Here is a 16,193-nt window from a genome sequence, read left to right as displayed (position 1 = left end):
GCGCCAGGCTGATCTATCCAGCCAGGGCGTGAGGCGCTGCAACAATTGTTGCGCAAGACGCGAATCGAATGAGCTCATGGACGAGCGGCCCCCGAATAGAAAGCAAGCCTGTTCGCGCTGATTGAAAAGCCCCGAATCGCGATTCGGGGCTTTCGCGAGCAAGCTCGCTCCTACAAGGAACGTCGGTCGATCAGAGACCGTAGCTCATCAAGCGCTCGTAACGACGAGCCAGCAAGGTGTCGTTATCCATTTTCTTGAGCATCGCCAGCTGGGAGATCAGCTCGGCGCGGATCGAGGCAGAAGCAGCGGCCGGATCACGGTGCGCACCACCCAATGGCTCGCCGATGACCTTGTCGACAATGTTCAGGCTTTTCAGGCGCTCGGCGGTGATGCCCATGGCTTCGGCAGCGTCCGGCGCTTTCTCGGCGGTTTTCCACAGGATCGAGGCACAGCCTTCCGGCGAGATCACCGCGTAAGTGGAGTACTGCAGCATGTTCAACTGGTCGCAGACGCCGATGGCCAGCGCGCCGCCGGAGCCGCCTTCGCCGATCACGGTAGCGATGATCGGGGTTTTCAGGCGGGCCATGACTCGCAGATTCCAGGCAATCGCCTCGCTCTGGTTGCGCTCTTCGGCGTCGATGCCCGGGTAGGCGCCCGGGGTATCGATGAAGGTCAGGATTGGCATCTTGAAGCGCTCGGCCATTTCCATCAGGCGGCAAGCCTTGCGATAGCCTTCAGGACGCGGCATGCCGAAGTTGCGACGGACTTTCTCGCGCACTTCGCGGCCTTTCTGGTGGCCGATGATCATGACCGGCTGGTCGTCCAGGCGCGCAACACCGCCAACGATCGCGGCGTCGTCGGAGAAGTGACGGTCGCCATGCAGCTCGTCGAATTCGGTGAAGATGTGTTCGATGTAGTCCAGGGTGTACGGACGACGCGGGTGACGCGCCAGACGTGCGATCTGCCAGCTGGTCAGCTTGCCGAAGATGTCTTCGGTCAAGGTGCTGCTCTTCTCTTGCAGGCGGGAGATCTCATCGCCGATATTCAGCGAATTGTCATTACCGACCAAGCGCAACTCTTCGATCTTGGCTTGCAGGTCGGCGATCGGCTGTTCGAAATCAAGAAAATTCGGGTTCATAGGCGTCCGTCTTGGGTCGACGTCCAAGAGAGCTTGGGCCGGCCGGTTGTCTATTCGCGCCCTACCTTAAGGGAGAGGCGCGTTCAGGTCGAGATTAAAAATTCGGGTCGAGATCGGCGCCCTTTTATGCGCCTGACCGTCAACGGTATTGGAGGAAGACGTTGTCTCGCCCGAACTGGTCACGCAGGGCTTGAATCAAGGCATCCGCCGGATCGATTCGCCAGGCTTCGCCGAACTGCAGCAAGGCCTTGGCGTCCTCCTTGGTGTACTCCATGGAGATCGGGCAAGCACCGCGATGACGCTTGCACAGCTCCCCCAGCCAGCGTAGCTGATCGCCCTTGAGCGCTTCGGTACGCACCTTCAAGCGCAGGCTTTCCGCCAGGCTGGTTCGAGCGTCCTCCATGCTCATCACCCGCTTGACCCGCAGGCGCAGGCCGCCGGAAAAGTCGTCGTTGCTGACCTCGCCCTCGACCACCACCATTGCGTCGGTCTGCAGCAGCGACTGCGCCGAATGGAAAGCATCGGCGAACAGCGAAGCCTCGATCCGCCCCGAACGGTCGTCCAGGGTAATGAAGCCCATCTTGTCGCCCTTCTTGTTCTTCATCACCCGCAGGGCAATGATCATGCCCGCGACGGTCTGGGTATCGCGCGCCGGTTTCAGGTCGACGATGCGCTGGCGGGCGAAACGGCGGATTTCCCCTTCGTACTCATCGATCGGGTGACCGGTCAGGTACAGGCCCAGCGTGTCCTTCTCGCCTTTCAGACGTTCCTTGAGGGTCAGTTCCTTGGCTTTGCGATGGCTGGCGTAGACGTCTGCGTCCTCTTCGACGAACAGGCCGCCGAACAGGTCCGCATGCCCACTGTCATGGGTCCGGGCGGTCTGTTCCGCGGACTTGATCGCCTCTTCCATCGCCGCCAGCAGTACCGCGCGGTTCTGGTCGATGCTGGCCTGATAGGCTTTCGGCTCGTCATGGAAATACGGGCCCAGGCGATCCAGGGCACCGCTGCGAATCAGGCCATCCAGGGTGCGCTTGTTAATGCGCTTGAGGTCGACTCGGGCACAGAAATCGAACAGGTCCTTGAACGGGCCGTCCGCGCGCGCCTCGGTGATTGCTTCCACCGGCCCCTCGCCGACGCCCTTGATCGCGCCAAGGCCGTACACGATGCGGCCTTCGTCGTTCACCGTGAACTTGAACTCGGAAGTGTTCACGTCCGGGGCATCCAGGCGCAGCTTCATGGTCCGCACTTCCTCGATCAAGGTCACGACCTTGTCGGTGTTGTGCATATCCGCCGAGAGTACGGCGGCCATGAAAGGCGCCGGATAATGCGCCTTGAGCCAGGCGGTCTGGTAGGACACCAGGCCGTAGGCGGCGGAGTGGGACTTGTTGAAGCCGTAGCCGGCGAACTTTTCCACCAGGTCGAAAATGTTGCCCGCCAGGTCGGCATCGATACCGTTGCTGGCACAGCCTTCGATAAAGCCGCCGCGCTGCTTGGCCATCTCCTCGGGCTTCTTTTTACCCATGGCGCGACGCAGCATGTCCGCGCCGCCAAGGGTGTAGCCGGCCATGACCTGGGCGATCTGCATCACCTGTTCCTGGTACAGGATGATGCCGTAGGTCGGCGCCAATACTGGCTGCAGGCCTTCGTACTGATAGTCCGGGTGCGGGTACGCCAGCTCGGCGCGCCCGTGCTTGCGGTTGATGAAGTCATCCACCATGCCCGATTGCAGCGGCCCCGGGCGGAACAGGGCCACCAGTGCGATCAAGTCTTCCAGGCAGTCGGGCTTGAGCTTCTTGATCAGCTCTTTCATGCCGCGGGATTCAAGCTGGAACACCGCGGTGGTTTCAGCTTTTTGCAGCAGGCTGTAGGTCGGCTTGTCGTCGAGCGGAATGAAGGCGATGTCCAGCGGAGCCTCGCCGGTCTTGGCCCGATCCCGGTTGATGGTGCCGAGCGCCCAGTCGATGATCGTCAGGGTCCGCAGACCGAGGAAGTCGAACTTCACCAGGCCGGCCGCCTCGACGTCGTCCTTGTCGAACTGAGTCACCAGGCCGCCGCCTTCCTCGTCGCAGGAGATCGGCGAAAAGTCGGTGAGCTTGGTAGGCGCGATCACCACGCCCCCGGCGTGCTTGCCGGTGCCCCGGGTAACACCCTCGAGCTTGAGGGCCATATCCCAGATTTCCGCCGCCTCTTCATCGACCTTGATGAAGTCCCGCAGGATTTCTTCCTGCTCGTAGGCCTTCTCCAGGGTCATGCCGACCTCGAAGGGGATCATCTTCGACAGACGGTCGGCCAAGCCGTAGGACTTGCCCTGCACCCGCGCCACGTCGCGTACCACGGCCTTGGCGGCCATGGAACCGAAGGTGATGATCTGGCTTACCGCGTTGCGGCCGTATTTCTCGGCCACATAGTCGATGACCCGGTCGCGGCCATCCATGCAGAAGTCGACGTCGAAGTCGGGCATGGAAACCCGTTCCGGGTTGAGGAAACGTTCGAACAGCAGGTCATATTCCAGCGGGTCGAGGTCGGTGATCTTCTGCACATAGGCCACCAGCGACCCGGCACCCGATCCACGGCCGGGGCCGACCGGCACGCCGTTGCTCTTGGCCCACTGGATAAAGTCCATAACGATCAGGAAGTAACCGGGGAACCCCATCTGGATGATGATATCCAGCTCGAAATTCAAACGGTCGACATACACCTGGCGCTTGGCGTCGTAGTCTTCGGTGGTGTCCTTGGGCAGCAGTACCGCCAGGCGCTCGTCCAGGCCGTCGAAGGACACCTTGCGGAAATACTCGTCGATGGTCATGCCATCGGGAATTGGGAAGTTGGGCAGGAAGTGCTTGCCCAGCTTCACTTCGATATTGCAGCGCTTGGCGATCTCGACGGTGTTTTCCAGCGCCTCGGGCAGGTCGCTGAACAGCTCGGCCATTTCCTCGGCGCTTTTCAGGTACTGCTGATCGCTGTAGTTCTTCGAACGGCGCGGGTCGTCGAGGGCGCGGCCCTCGCCGATGCACACCCGGGTTTCGTGAGCTTCGAAGTCTTCCGGCTTGATGAAACGCACGTCGTTGGACGCCACCAGCGGCGCACCCAGCTTATCCGCCAGGGCCACGGCGGCGTGCAAGTGCTCTTCGTCGTTGGGGCGGCTGGTGCGCTGCACTTCCAGGTAGAACCGATCCTGGAACACCGCCATCCAATCGCTGGCCAGGTTTTCTGCTTCCTGCAAGTCGCCGGCGATCAGGGCCATGCCCACCTCGCCCTCTTTGGCTGCCGAGAGCATGATCAGGCCTTCGGCGGCCTCGACCACCCATTCGCGCTCAATAATGATCTGGCCATTGCGCTGGCCTTCGATGAAGCCGCGGGAAATCAGCTCGGTCAGGTTGCGATAACCCAAGGGGTTCATCACCAACAGGCTGATACGGCTCAGGGGGCCTTCGGGGTCCTTGTTCGGCATCCACAGGTCGGCACCGCAGATCGGCTTGATCCCGGCGCCCATGGCTGCCTTGTAGAACTTGACCAGGGAGCACATGTTGTTCTGGTCGGTGACCGCCACCGCGGGCATGCCCATGCCGGCCAACGTCTTGACCAACGGCTTGATCCGCACCAGGCCGTCAACCAGGGAGTATTCAGTGTGCAGGCGTAGATGAACGAATGAAGCCGGCATAGTGATCCTGTAAATAGCGCGAAAACAACAAGGCCCGGATTGTACCGGGCCTTGGCTAAAACATCAGCCTCAGGACTGAATCTCGCCCGCACTCTCACGGGCTTCGTAGGCTTGGCGTACCGGTGCGAACGAGCGCCGGTGAATCGGCGTCGGCCCCAGACGCGCCAGCGCTTCCAGATGAACGGGAGTCGGATAGCCCTTGTGCCCGCCAATGCCATAACCGGGATAGATCAGCTCGAACGCCGCCATCTCGCGATCCCGACTGACCTTGGCCAGAATCGACGCCGCGGCAATCGCCGGGACCTTGCTGTCGCCCTGGACCACGGCCTCGGCGGGCATCGACAGTTTCGGACAACGATTGCCGTCGATCATCGCCAGTTTCGGGGTCACGCTCAGCCCTTCCACCGCACGCTGCATGGCCAGCATCGTGGCATGCAAGATGTTCAGCTCGTCGATTTCCTCGACTTCGGCGCGGGCGACACACCAGCTCAGGGCCTTTTCACAAATCTCGTCATAGAGTTTTTCGCGACGGGCCTCGGTGAGTTTCTTCGAGTCGTTCAGACCGAGAATCGGCCGATTCGGATCCAGAATAACCGCAGCCGTGACCACCGCGCCGCACAACGGGCCGCGCCCGACTTCGTCGACACCGGCCACCAGGTCTTCGGCATCGGCCACCAGGGAGAAATCCAGGCCCATCTGCATCTTTTCTTTACTCATGCCGGCTTGCCAATCAGGTTCAGCACCGCTTCAGCCGCCTGGTTGGAGGCGTCCCGGCGCAACGTGCGATGAATCTCGTCAAACCCTCGGGTCTGCTCTTGTCCGTCTTCGATCAAGGGCGACAGAGTCTGGGCCAGGGCTTGCGCAGTCGCATCGTCCTGCAGCAACTCAGGCACCAGCAGACGCTGGGCCAACAGGTTCGGCAGGGAAATATAAGGACTCTTGACCATGCGCTTGAGAATCCAGAAGGTCAGCGGCGCCAGGCGGTAGGCAACGACCATCGGGCGCTTATACAGCAGCGCCTCAAGGGTCGCAGTGCCGGACGCGATCAGGACCGCATCGCACGCCGCCAGCGCCTGGTGCGACTGGCCGTTGAGCAGGGTCAGCGGTAAATCCCGCCCGGCCAGCAACTCTTCCAGCTGAGCGCGGCGCTCGGGGCTCGCGCAAGGCATGACAAACCGCACCCCGGGGCGCAACGCGCGCAGGCGCTGCGCCGCATCGAGGAACAAGGCGCCCAGGCGCCCGACTTCGCCGCCCCGGCTGCCCGGCATCAGCGCAACCAGCGGCCCATCGGGCAAGCCCAGCTCGGCACGCGCCGCAGCCCGGTCGGCCTCCAATGGAATGGCATCGGCCAGGGAGTGCCCGACGAATCGCACCGGCACGCCCTTTTCTTCATAGAACCTGGCCTCGAACGGAAACAGCGTCAGCATCAGGTCGCAGCCTTCGCGAATCTTCAGCACGCGTTTCTGCCGCCAGGCCCAGACCGAAGGGCTGACGTAATGCACAGTCTTGATCCCGGCCTGGCGCAATTTGAGTTCGATATTCAGGTTGAAATCGGGCGCGTCGATGCCGATAAACACATCCGGTTTTTCGGCAATCAGGGTCTGAATCAGCTTTTTGCGGCGGGCCAGCAGTTCGCGCAAGCGTCCCAGGACCTCCACCAGCCCCATGACCGCCAGGCGCTCCATCGGGAAATAGGAAGTCAGGCCTTCGGCCTGCATCAGCGGGCCACCGACACCGATAAACTCAACAGCCGGATGCTGGGCCTTGAGCGCGCGCATCAAACCGGCGCCAAGAATGTCGCCGGAGGCTTCGCCAGCCACCAGCGCAATACGCAATGTGCTCATGATTAACGGGTAATGCCGCGGGTCGAAGACTGGATCGAATCGCGAAACACCGCGACTTCGGGAAACTGTTCAGCAGCCTCTGCCAATTCGGCGAGCGCCTGATCGACGGTCAGCCCCTGGCGATAAACCACTTTGTAGGCTCGACGCAGGGCGTGAATCGCGTCTTCGCTGAAACCGCGACGGCGCATGCCCTCGAAGTTCATGCTGCGTGCTTCGGCCGGGTTGCCGAAGACAGTGACAAAAGCCGGAACATCCTTGCCGATCGCCGTTCCCATGCCGGAAAAGCTGTGGGCGCCGATATGGCAGTACTGGTGAACCAGGGTAAAGCCGGACAGGATGGCCCAGTCGTCCACATGCACATGGCCGGCCAACGCGGTGTTATTGACCAGAATGCAATGGTTGCCGATCACGCTGTCGTGACCGATATGGGCGTACGCCATGACCAGGTTGTGATCACCAAGGGTGGTCTCGGAGCGATCCTGGACAGTGCCACGATGAATGGTCACGCCTTCGCGGATGACGTTGTGGTCGCCAATCACCAGGCGAGTTTCCTCGCCCTTGTATTTCAGATCGGGAGTGTCTTCGCCTACCGAGGAAAACTGGTAGATGCGGTTGTGCTTACCGATCCGGGTCGGGCCCTTGAGAATCACATGCGGCCCGATCACCGTACCCTCGCCGATCTCCACGCCGGCGCCAACGATCGACCACGGGCCAACCTCAACGCCGTCAGCCAGGACGGCTGTCGGATCGATGATTGCGCGAGGGTCAATCAAACTCATAGTTTGCGTTCCGCGCAGATGATCTCAGCGGAGCAGACTGGCTTGCCATCGACCGAGGCCTGGCATTCGAACTTCCAGATCTGGCGCTTGCAACTGATGAACTTGGCTTCCAGGATCAATTGGTCGCCCGGCAGTACCGGCTGGCGGAAGCGCAGCTTGTCGGAGCCTACGAAGTAATAGAGGGTGCCATCGGCCGGCTTCACGTCCAGCATCTTGAAACCCAGGATGCCCGCAGCCTGAGCCATGGCTTCGATGATCAGCACGCCCGGCATGATCGGATGCGCAGGGAAGTGACCATTGAAGAAAGGTTCGTTGATGCTGACATTCTTGTAGGCACGAATGCACTTGCCCTCAACATCCAGGTCCACCACCCGGTCCACCAACAGGAACGGGTAACGGTGAGGCAGGTATTCGCGAATCTCGTTGATGTCCATCATTTCGGGGGGAAGCCTGTAGTAAAGATTGGGAGCGCGCGACTGGCACGCGCTCCTCTAGCAAATCAAGGAGGCAGTCTAGCGGCTGTGCACACTTGATATGGAAATGGTATCAGCCATCTGATGAAGCTTTACCGTCGGGGGTCACGTCCCCTACGCGCTTTTCCAGCTGTCGCAGACGCCGCGCGAGATCATCGAGCTGACGGATGCGCGCCGCGCTTTTGCGCCACTCGGCAGCAGGTTGCATGGCTGTACCGGAAGAATAGGAACCCGGCTCGGTAATCGAGTGAGTCACCATGGTCATCCCGGTCAGGAAAACGTTGTCGCAAATATCGATGTGGCCGACCAGCCCGACACCGCCGGCGAGCATGCAGTGCTTACCGATCTTGGTGCTGCCGGAAATACCGACGCAAGCGGCCATTGCCGTGTGATCGCCGACCTGGACGTTGTGGGCGATCTGAATCTGGTTATCCAGCTTCACCCCGTTGCCGATCACGGTATCGGCCAGCGCCCCGCGATCGATAGCGGTATTCACCCCGATCTCGACATCATCGCCAATGACGACACCGCCGACCTGGGCGATTTTCCGCCAGATGCCCTTCTCGTTGGCAAAACCGAAACCTTCGCCGCCGAGTACCGCACCGGATTGGATAACCACCCGCTTGCCGATACGCACATCGTGATACAGCGTCACCCGCGGTGCCAGCCAGCCGCCTTCGCCGATCTGGCAACGCGCGCCGACCACACAATGGGCACCGATCGAGACACCCGCGTCGATTTGCGCGCCGCTCTCGATGACCGCAAACGGACCGATGCTGGCAGTCGCGTCGACCGACGCATCCTCGGCAATCACCGCAGTCGGATGAATACCGGCTGGCGCTTTGGGCTTGGGGTCGAACAGGTGGGAAATCCGCGCATACGACAGGTAGGGATCGGCCACGACCAAGGCATCACCGGCGTAACTCTCGGCATCCGCCGCCTTCAGCAGCACGGCTCCAGCCTGACTGTCAGCCAGGTATTTACGGTATTGGGGATTTGCCAAAAAGCTCAACTGAGCTGGGCCAGCCTCCTGCAAGGTGGCTAGCCCAGTGATTTCTTTCTCCGCCGAACCACGCAGGGTGGCTCCGAGGAACTCGGCCAACTGGCCGAGCTTTATAGTCGCTGTCATGGATTACTTCAGCTGATTCATGCGCTCGATAACCTGGCGAGTGATGTCGTACTGCGGTTTGACATCAATCACTGCACCACGCTCGAACACCAGGTCAAAACCACCTTTCTTGATGACTTCTTCCACGGCGCTGTCGAGTTTCGGCTTCAGTTGCTTGAGCATTTCACGATCGGCAACGGCCTTGGCTTCGTTCAGTTCCTTGGACTGGAACTGGAAGTCACGGGCTTTTTGCTTGAATTCGAGTTCCAGGCGTTCACGCTCGCCCTGCTGCATCTTGTCGCCACCGGCCACCAGGCGATCCTGAATACCCTTGGCACTGCTTTCCAGGGTTTTCAGCTTGTTCAGTTGCGGGCCGAACTTCTTCTCTGCATCCACTGCGTATTTCTTCGCAGCATCGGACTCCAGCAGAGCCATCTGGTAGTTCAGTACGGCGATTTTCATGTCGGCGAAGGCCGGGCCTGCTACCAGGACCGTCGCCAGGAGAACCAATTGAGTCAACTTACGCACGATGCACTCCTACAAAATCCGTTGTCGTTATCTTGGGTCAGGCTATTAGAAAGTCTGACCGAGGGAGAATTGGAACACCTGGGTATCAGCGTCGTCAGGTTTCTTGATCGGCATCGCCAGAGCAAAACTCAGCGGTCCCAGGGCGGTTACCCAGGTCACGCCGACACCCACGGAGCTGGCCAGATTGCTCAGGCTGATGTCGTTACATTGAGTGTTGGACGACGAACCATTGGTGTTAGTGGTCTTCTCACACTTAGAGTCGAATACGTTACCCACATCCCAGAACACCGAAGTCCGCAGCGAACGTTGATCCTTGACAAATGGCATTGGGAACAGCACCTCGACACCGCCCTGGATCAGCACGTTGCCACCGAATGGCAGCGCATCCTGATCCGGGTCAAGTACTGTGCCGGAGTTACCCGTCGCACCGACACCACGACTTGGAGTACTACGAGGACCCAAGGTGCTGTCCTTGAAACCACGAACCGAGTTGAAACCACCAGCATAGTAGTTTTCATAGAACGGCAAGCCATCGGTCGAACCGTAACCATCGCCATAACCCAACTCGGTGTGCAAGCGCATGGTGTAGGTGTCGGTCAGCGGCTGGAACAACTGGCCACGGTAGTCGAGCTTGAAGAACGACAAGTCGCTACCTGGAGTAGTGGCTTCCAGGACCAGGCTCTGAGAGTGGCCACGGGTTGCCAGCACGCCTTTGTTCAGGGTCGACTCGGACCAGCCGGCCGAAGCCTTGAAGTTCAGGTAGTTGTCGCCTTCGCGGTTAACGAAGTCGAAGATCTCATCGACGGTATAACGACCAGTCTTGATCTTGTCCTGCTGCGCAGTCAGACCGAAGGTCAGACGCGAAGTCTCGCTGATCGGGTAGCCAACGCTGACGCCAGCACCCAGGCTGTCCACCGCATAGCTCGCTACATCGACATCGAGGTCGTCGTAGTCGGTAGTGCGATAGAAGGCGTTGTAACCCAGGCTCACGCCGTCGGCGGTCCAGTAGGGGTCGACATAGCCGAAGTTGTAGCGGCTCTGGTATTCACTGCGGGTCAGGCCGATGGTGACCTTGTTACCGGTACCCAGGAAGTTGTTCTGGGTAATCGAACCACCCAGGATCAGACCGGCGCTCTGGGCGAAACCGACGCTGGCGGTAATCGAACCGGAAGCCTGCTCTTCAACCGCGTAGTTGACGTCCACCTGGTCGTCGACACCTGGCACGGCCGGGGTTTCGACGTTGACTTCCTTGAAGAAGCCCAGGCGTTCCAGACGGGTCTTGGACTGGTCGATCAGGTAGGTCGAAGCCCAGCCGCCTTCCATCTGGCGCATTTCACGGCGCAGCACTTCGTCTTCGGACTTGGTGTTGCCGCGGAAGTTGATGCGGTTCACGTAGGCACGCTTGCCTGGGTCGACCACAAAAGTGATATCGACGGTGTGATCGTCGTCGTGAGGCTGCGGCACGCCGTTGACGTTGGCGAAGGTATAGCCTTCGTTACCCAGGCGGCGGGTGATCAGTTCGGAAGTGGTGGTCATCAGCTTGCGCGAGAACACCTGGCCCTTCTCGACCAGCAGCAGCGACTTGACCTGGTCTTCAGGCACTTTCAGGTCACCGCTGAGCTTCACGTCACGAACGCTGTACTTCTCGCCTTCGTTGACGTTCACAGTGATATAGACGTGCTTCTTGTCCGGGGTGATGGACACCTGGGTCGAGGCAATATCCATGTTGATATAGCCACGGTCCAGATAGTAGGAACGCAGGCGCTCCAGGTCACCGGACAGCTTCTCGCGCGCATACTTGTCGTCGTTCTTGAAGAACGACAGCCAGTTGGTGGTCTTGAGTTCGAACAGCTCGATCAGATCCTCGTCCGGGAATACGGTATTGCCCACGACGTTGATGTGCTGGATAGCGGCTACGGTGCCTTCGTTGATATTGACCTTCAACGCGACACGGTTACGCGGCTGCGGGACCACTTCGGTGTCAACGGTGGCCGAGTAGCGGCCCTGAGCGACATATTGGCGCTGCAGTTCGTTACGCACACCTTCGAGGGTCGCACGCTGGAAGATTTCGCCCTCGGCAAGGCCGGACTGCTTGAGGCCTTTCATCAGGTCCTCGGTGGAAATCGCCTTGTTACCTTCGATTTCGATACTGGCAACGGACGGACGCTCAACTACCGTGATGACCAGGACATTGCCATCGCGGCCCAGCTGGATATCTTGAAAGAAACCGGTTTTGAACAGCGCACGAGTGGATTCCACCAGGCGACGATCGTCCGCCTGCTCACCGACGTTCAACGGCAAGGCCCCAAAGACGCTACCCGCGGAGACCCGCTGGAGGCCGTTAACGCGAATATCGGAGATGGTGAAGGACTCGGCGTGAACTTCGGCGATCATCAATACGGTGAGAACCGCAGTTAGCAGCAGACGTTTCATGAAGTCCTTTCTTATTCCAACTGGCAATAAACAAACTGCCGCAAAATGCGGCAGATTCGCAATTCAGCGAAGCGTTACAGACGACCCAGATCGTTGACCAAGGCAAGCAACATCACCCCGACCACCAAACTGATACCGATCTGTATCCCCCAACCTTGCACCCGATCCGACAAGGGGCGACCACGCACCCACTCGATCAGATAAAACAACAAATGCCCCCCATCCAGTACAGGAATGGGCAGCAAATTCAGAACCCCCAGGCTAATACTCAGATAAGCAAGGAAATTCAAGAAATCAGCAACGCCCGACTGGGCAGAAGCGCCCGCCACTTTAGCAATGGTTATCGGTCCACTCAAGTTTTTTACCGAGAGCTCGCCGAACAACATTTTCTTCAGCGAATCGAGGGTCAGCACGCTCATGGTCCAAGTGCGCCGGGCACCCTCGCCAATGGCTGCCAGCGGACCATAACTGACTTCACGAAGCATTTCCGGTGGCCAATCGACCGCCTTCACCCCTGCCCCCAGATAGCCACTGGCAACTTTCTCCTTACCGCGCGCGGCAAGGATGACCGGGACGTCGATTTGAGCACCGTCACGCTCAATGCGCAGCACAATTTTGGTATCAGGACGTACACGCACCCAGTCGACAACCTGCTGCCAATCGGTCAGCGCCTGGCCATCCAGCGCCAGCAGACGATCACCGGTTTTCAGGCCAGCAGCCTGGGCAGGGCCTTTCGGATCGAGCTCGGCCAGGATCGGAGCGAGCGCCGGGCGCCAGGGGCGAATGCCCAGGGAGCGAATGGGGTCAGGCTCATCGGCGCCCTTGAGCCAGTTGTCGAGCACCAGTTCGCGCGGCGAATCGGCAGTCGAGCCCTGCTCACGCACCAGCAACTGCATGGTGCCGCTTTCGCCCAGACGACGAACCAGCTGCAAGTTGACCGCCGACCAGCCCAAGGTAGGCTCACCATCGATTGCAACAATTTCCTGACCGGAACTCAGGCCGGCCTTGGCGGCCAGGCTACCCGCCTCGACACTGCCGATGACCGGACGCACTTGCTCGGTACCGAGCATTGCCAACACCCAGAAAAACACCAGCGCCAGCAGGAAGTTGGCGACAGGCCCCGCAGCGACAATGGCAATACGCTGGCGAACCGACTTGCGGTTGAACGATTGATCGAGCTGATCGACCGGAACTTCGCCTTCACGCTCGTCAAGCATCTTCACGTAGCCACCCAGCGGAATGGCGGCAATCACGAACTCGGTGCCTTGGCGGTCATGCCAGCGCAGCAGCGGCATACCGAAGCCCACAGAAAAACGCAGGACCTTGACGCCGCAACGGCGCGCCACCCAGAAGTGACCGAATTCGTGGAAGGTGACCAGCACGCCCAGGGCGATCAGGGTGCCGACAATCATATAGAGCGCGCTCATCTACTTTCTCCGCAATCCTATCCAGTACCGATACGCTCAGGTTTGTCGCAACCCTACCGTCCGTTGCGGCCCAGCCACTGCTCAGCCAGGGCACGGGCTTTGGCGTCTGCCGCGAACACGGCACTCAACTCATCGACCGCAACCACCGGTTCGAGGCTTAAAACTTCCTCGATGATACTCGCGATCTCGGGGTAGCGGATGCGCCGTTCGAGAAACGCTGCCACTGCCACCTCATTGGCGGCGTTCAGCATGGCCGGGGCACTGTTGCCTGCCTCGGCGGCCTGGCGCGCCAGGCGCAGACAAGGGAAACGTTCTTCGTCGGGTGCCTGGAAGTCCAGGCGCGCCACCGCGAACAGGTCCAGGGGCGGCACGCCGGAGTCGATCCGCTCCGGCCAGGCCAAGGCGTTGGCGATCGGCGTGCGCATATCCGGATTACCCAACTGGGCCAGCACCGAACCGTCCACGTAATCGACCAGCGAGTGAATCACGCTCTGCGGATGAATCACCACCTCGACCTGGGACGGCTTCGCATCGAACAGCCAGCAGGCCTCGATCAGCTCGAGACCTTTATTCATCATGCTGGCCGAATCGACGGAGATCTTGCGCCCCATGGACCAATTGGGATGAGCGCACGCCTGCTCGGGCGTCACTTGCTCCAACTCGGACAGCGGGGTTTGCCGGAATGGGCCGCCGGAAGCGGTCAGCAAGATTCGCCGTACCCCTACACGGCTCAACCCGCGGGAAAAGTCCGCCGGCATGCACTGGAATATGGCGTTGTGCTCGCTGTCGATGGGCAGCAGTACCGACCCGCTCTTGCCCACTGCCTGCATGAACAGGGCGCCGGACATGACCAAGGCTTCTTTATTGGCCAGAAGGATTTTCTTGCCCGCCTCGACCGCAGCCAGGGTTGGACGCAGGCCCGCGGCGCCAACAATGGCCGCCATGACCGCGTCGACTTCCGGATCGGACGCTACCTCGCATAGCCCCTCCTCGCCCACCAGAACACGGGTGTGCGAACCAGCATTGCGCAGGTCTTCCTGCAAGCTGCGCGCGGCCGCACTGTGCGGGACAACGGCAAAACGGGGAGCATGGCGAATGCACAGCGCCAGCAACTCGGCCAGGCGGCTGAAGCCGCTCAAGGCAAAAACCTGATAACGCTCGGGATGACGGGCAATCACATCCAGAGTGCTGAGACCGATGGAGCCAGTCGCCCCGAGAACCGTGATCTGCTGTGGGCGACTCACAATGCAGCCATCCACAACAGCACGGCAAATACCGGAATGGCGGCCGTCAGGCTGTCGATACGATCGAGCACGCCGCCATGGCCAGGCAGCAGATTACTGCTGTCCTTGATGCCGGCCTGACGCTTGAACATGCTTTCGGTCAGGTCGCCCACCACCGAGATGAACACCACGACAGCCGCGCCGAACAGGCCAAGAATGATTCGTCCGAGCGACCAATGGTCAACCAGACCAACCGCCATCGTGATTGCCAGGCTCAGCAGCAGGCCGCCATACACCCCTTCCCAGCTCTTGCCCGGACTGACCTGAGGCGCCAGCTTGCGCTTGCCGAAAGCCTTGCCGGAAAAGTAGGCGCCGATATCCGCCCCCCAGACCAGCACCATTACCGCCATGATCAGCCAGTTGCCATGAGGTTGCTGCTTGATGAAGACCAGGCCCTGCCAGGCTGGCAGCAGAATCAGCAAGCCGATCAGCAGTTTGGCCGCGACACCGGCCCAATGATCGCTGGTGCGTGGATAGGTCAGCACCAGGAAAGTCGCCAGCCCCCACCAAAGCACCGCGGCACCGAGCACCCAAGGCGCGACACCCGGCAGCAAGTGCATCAAGAACAACAACGCAGCGACCACTACTGCATAGGCAATGCGGGTCGGCTGAGCCTCGAACCCCGACAGACGCGCCCACTCCCAGGCCCCGAGAGTCACCACCAACCCGATGAACAAGGCAAAGGCGGAACCTTCGAGCAGGAAAAAACCGCACAAGGCGATCGGCAGCAGGATCAGCGCAGTAATGATTCGTTGTTTAAGCATTAAACCCGGGCTCCAGCCTCGACCTGCTCGCTCGTTTTACCGAAGCGGCGCTGGCGAGAAGCGTAATCGGCCAGCGCGGCGCGCATGGCATCGTGTTTGAAGTCCGGCCAGAACAGGTCGGAGAAATACAACTCGGCATAAGCCAGCTGCCAAAGCAGGAAGTTGCTGATGCGGTGCTCGCCCCCCGTGCGGATGCACAGGTCCGGCAGCGGCAGGTCGCCGGTCGCCAGGCAGGTTTGCAACAGATCGGGGGTGATGTCCTCAGGACGCAAGTGCCCCGCCTGAACCTCCCGCGCCAGGCGCTGGGCGGCCTGGGCGATATCCCATTGACCGCCATAATTGGCGGCGATCTGCAAGATGAAGCGGTCGCTGCCCGATGTCATCGCTTCCGCCTCGCGCATCGCCGCCTGCAACTCGGGATGAAAACGCGAACGGTCGCCGATGATGCGAAGGCTGATGTTGTTTTCGTTGAGGCGCTTGGCCTCACGGCGCAATGCCTTGAAGAACAGGTCCATCAAGGCACTGACCTCATCGGCCGGCCGCTGCCAGTTTTCACTGGAAAAGGCGAACAAGGTCAGCACCTCGACCCTGGCCTCGGCACACACCTCGATCACCGCACGAACAGCATCGACACCCGCTTTATGCCCGGCGACACCCGGCATAAAGCGTTTTTTGGCCCAGCGATTGTTGCCATCCATGATGATCGCGACATGGCGCGGCACCGAAGACGGTACAGGCTGCTTGGTCTTGTCCAT

13 protein-coding genes are annotated in these 16,193 nt (G+C 60.4%); all 13 read right to left on the bottom strand.

The genetic code is table 11. From position 1 onward, the window contains the following. Positions 1-190 precede the first annotated feature (190 nt). The 13 genes from BTN82_RS05375 to uppS all read right to left on the bottom strand — a co-directional run bounded on the left by BTN82_RS05375 (position 191) and on the right by uppS (position 16,193). Complete coding sequence (locus tag BTN82_RS05375) at positions 191-1,138, bottom strand: acetyl-CoA carboxylase carboxyltransferase subunit alpha (protein WP_075118117.1); 948 nt, start codon at positions 1,136-1,138, stop codon at positions 191-193. A 139-nt stretch (positions 1,139-1,277) separates the two neighbouring features. Then, positions 1,278-4,799, bottom strand: coding sequence for a DNA polymerase III subunit alpha (gene dnaE, locus BTN82_RS05370; RefSeq protein WP_075118116.1), 3,522 nt, complete (start codon positions 4,797-4,799; stop codon positions 1,278-1,280). A 69-nt stretch (positions 4,800-4,868) separates the two neighbouring features. Continuing rightward, positions 4,869-5,501, bottom strand: coding sequence for a ribonuclease HII (rnhB, locus tag BTN82_RS05365; protein ID WP_186828356.1), 633 nt, complete (start codon positions 5,499-5,501; stop codon positions 4,869-4,871). An 11-nt stretch (positions 5,502-5,512) separates the two neighbouring features. Beyond that, positions 5,513-6,643: a lipid-A-disaccharide synthase gene (gene lpxB, locus BTN82_RS05360; protein WP_075118115.1), complete on the bottom strand. Its 1,131-nt coding sequence runs from the start codon at positions 6,641-6,643 to the stop codon at positions 5,513-5,515. Between the two features lie 2 nt (positions 6,644-6,645). Beyond that, on the bottom strand, positions 6,646-7,422 hold the full coding sequence (gene lpxA, locus BTN82_RS05355) for an acyl-ACP--UDP-N-acetylglucosamine O-acyltransferase (protein WP_075118114.1): 777 nt from the start codon (positions 7,420-7,422) through the stop codon (positions 6,646-6,648). Continuing rightward, positions 7,419-7,859: a 3-hydroxyacyl-ACP dehydratase FabZ gene (gene fabZ / locus BTN82_RS05350; protein WP_007924058.1), complete on the bottom strand. Its 441-nt coding sequence runs from the start codon at positions 7,857-7,859 to the stop codon at positions 7,419-7,421. Before fabZ ends, lpxA begins: the two co-directional genes overlap by 4 nt. 109 nt (positions 7,860-7,968) lie before the next feature. Continuing rightward, a complete protein-coding gene (gene lpxD, locus BTN82_RS05345) occupies positions 7,969-9,024 on the bottom strand; it encodes a UDP-3-O-(3-hydroxymyristoyl)glucosamine N-acyltransferase (RefSeq protein WP_075118113.1) in 1,056 nt (351 codons plus the stop codon). Between the two features lie 3 nt (positions 9,025-9,027). After that, a complete protein-coding gene (locus BTN82_RS05340) occupies positions 9,028-9,531 on the bottom strand; it encodes an OmpH family outer membrane protein (protein WP_007924063.1) in 504 nt (167 codons plus the stop codon). A gap of 45 nt (positions 9,532-9,576) precedes the next feature. Further along, on the bottom strand, positions 9,577-11,964 hold the full coding sequence (bamA, locus tag BTN82_RS05335) for an outer membrane protein assembly factor BamA (RefSeq protein WP_075118112.1): 2,388 nt from the start codon (positions 11,962-11,964) through the stop codon (positions 9,577-9,579). A 74-nt stretch (positions 11,965-12,038) separates the two neighbouring features. Then, complete coding sequence (gene rseP, locus BTN82_RS05330) at positions 12,039-13,391, bottom strand: sigma E protease regulator RseP (protein ID WP_075118111.1); 1,353 nt, start codon at positions 13,389-13,391, stop codon at positions 12,039-12,041. A gap of 53 nt (positions 13,392-13,444) precedes the next feature. Next, a complete protein-coding gene (gene ispC / locus BTN82_RS05325) occupies positions 13,445-14,635 on the bottom strand; it encodes a 1-deoxy-D-xylulose-5-phosphate reductoisomerase (RefSeq protein WP_075118110.1) in 1,191 nt (396 codons plus the stop codon). Continuing rightward, positions 14,632-15,438 carry a phosphatidate cytidylyltransferase gene (locus tag BTN82_RS05320; protein WP_075118109.1) on the bottom strand — a complete coding sequence of 269 codons (807 nt, stop codon included), beginning with the start codon at positions 15,436-15,438 and terminating at the stop codon, positions 14,632-14,634. The genes ispC and BTN82_RS05320 overlap by 4 nt, the downstream gene beginning before the upstream one ends. Then, positions 15,438-16,193 carry a polyprenyl diphosphate synthase gene (gene uppS / locus BTN82_RS05315; RefSeq protein ID WP_075118108.1) on the bottom strand — a complete coding sequence of 252 codons (756 nt, stop codon included), beginning with the start codon at positions 16,191-16,193 and terminating at the stop codon, positions 15,438-15,440. The genes BTN82_RS05320 and uppS overlap by 1 nt, the downstream gene beginning before the upstream one ends.

It is taken from the genome of Pseudomonas chlororaphis (assembly GCF_001921865.1).
Taxonomy (GTDB): Bacteria; Pseudomonadota; Gammaproteobacteria; order Pseudomonadales; family Pseudomonadaceae; genus Aquipseudomonas; species Aquipseudomonas chlororaphis_D.
Note: the sequence above shows the minus strand (reverse complement) of the source record. Positions and strands in the feature narration are given on the sequence as shown.

Bases quoted from the DNA above. Each gene is read 5' to 3' on its own strand.
- fabZ (WP_007924058.1), bottom strand. From the start codon at position 7,859: ATGATGGACATCAACGAGATTCGCGAATACCTGCCTCACCGTTACCCG.
- uppS (WP_075118108.1), bottom strand. From the start codon at position 16,193: ATGGACAAGACCAAGCAGCCTGTACCGTCTTCGGTGCCGCGCCATGTC.
- rseP (WP_075118111.1), bottom strand. From the start codon at position 13,391: ATGAGCGCGCTCTATATGATTGTCGGCACCCTGATCGCCCTGGGCGTG.
- lpxA (WP_075118114.1), bottom strand. From the start codon at position 7,422: ATGAGTTTGATTGACCCTCGCGCAATCATCGATCCGACAGCCGTCCTG.
- bamA (WP_075118112.1), bottom strand. From the start codon at position 11,964: ATGAAACGTCTGCTGCTAACTGCGGTTCTCACCGTATTGATGATCGCC.
- lpxD (WP_075118113.1), bottom strand. From the start codon at position 9,024: ATGACAGCGACTATAAAGCTCGGCCAGTTGGCCGAGTTCCTCGGAGCC.
- BTN82_RS05375 (WP_075118117.1), bottom strand. From the start codon at position 1,138: ATGAACCCGAATTTTCTTGATTTCGAACAGCCGATCGCCGACCTGCAA.
- lpxB (WP_075118115.1), bottom strand. From the start codon at position 6,643: ATGAGCACATTGCGTATTGCGCTGGTGGCTGGCGAAGCCTCCGGCGAC.
- dnaE (WP_075118116.1), bottom strand. From the start codon at position 4,799: ATGCCGGCTTCATTCGTTCATCTACGCCTGCACACTGAATACTCCCTG.
- BTN82_RS05320 (WP_075118109.1), bottom strand. From the start codon at position 15,438: ATGCTTAAACAACGAATCATTACTGCGCTGATCCTGCTGCCGATCGCC.
- rnhB (WP_186828356.1), bottom strand. From the start codon at position 5,501: ATGCAGATGGGCCTGGATTTCTCCCTGGTGGCCGATGCCGAAGACCTG.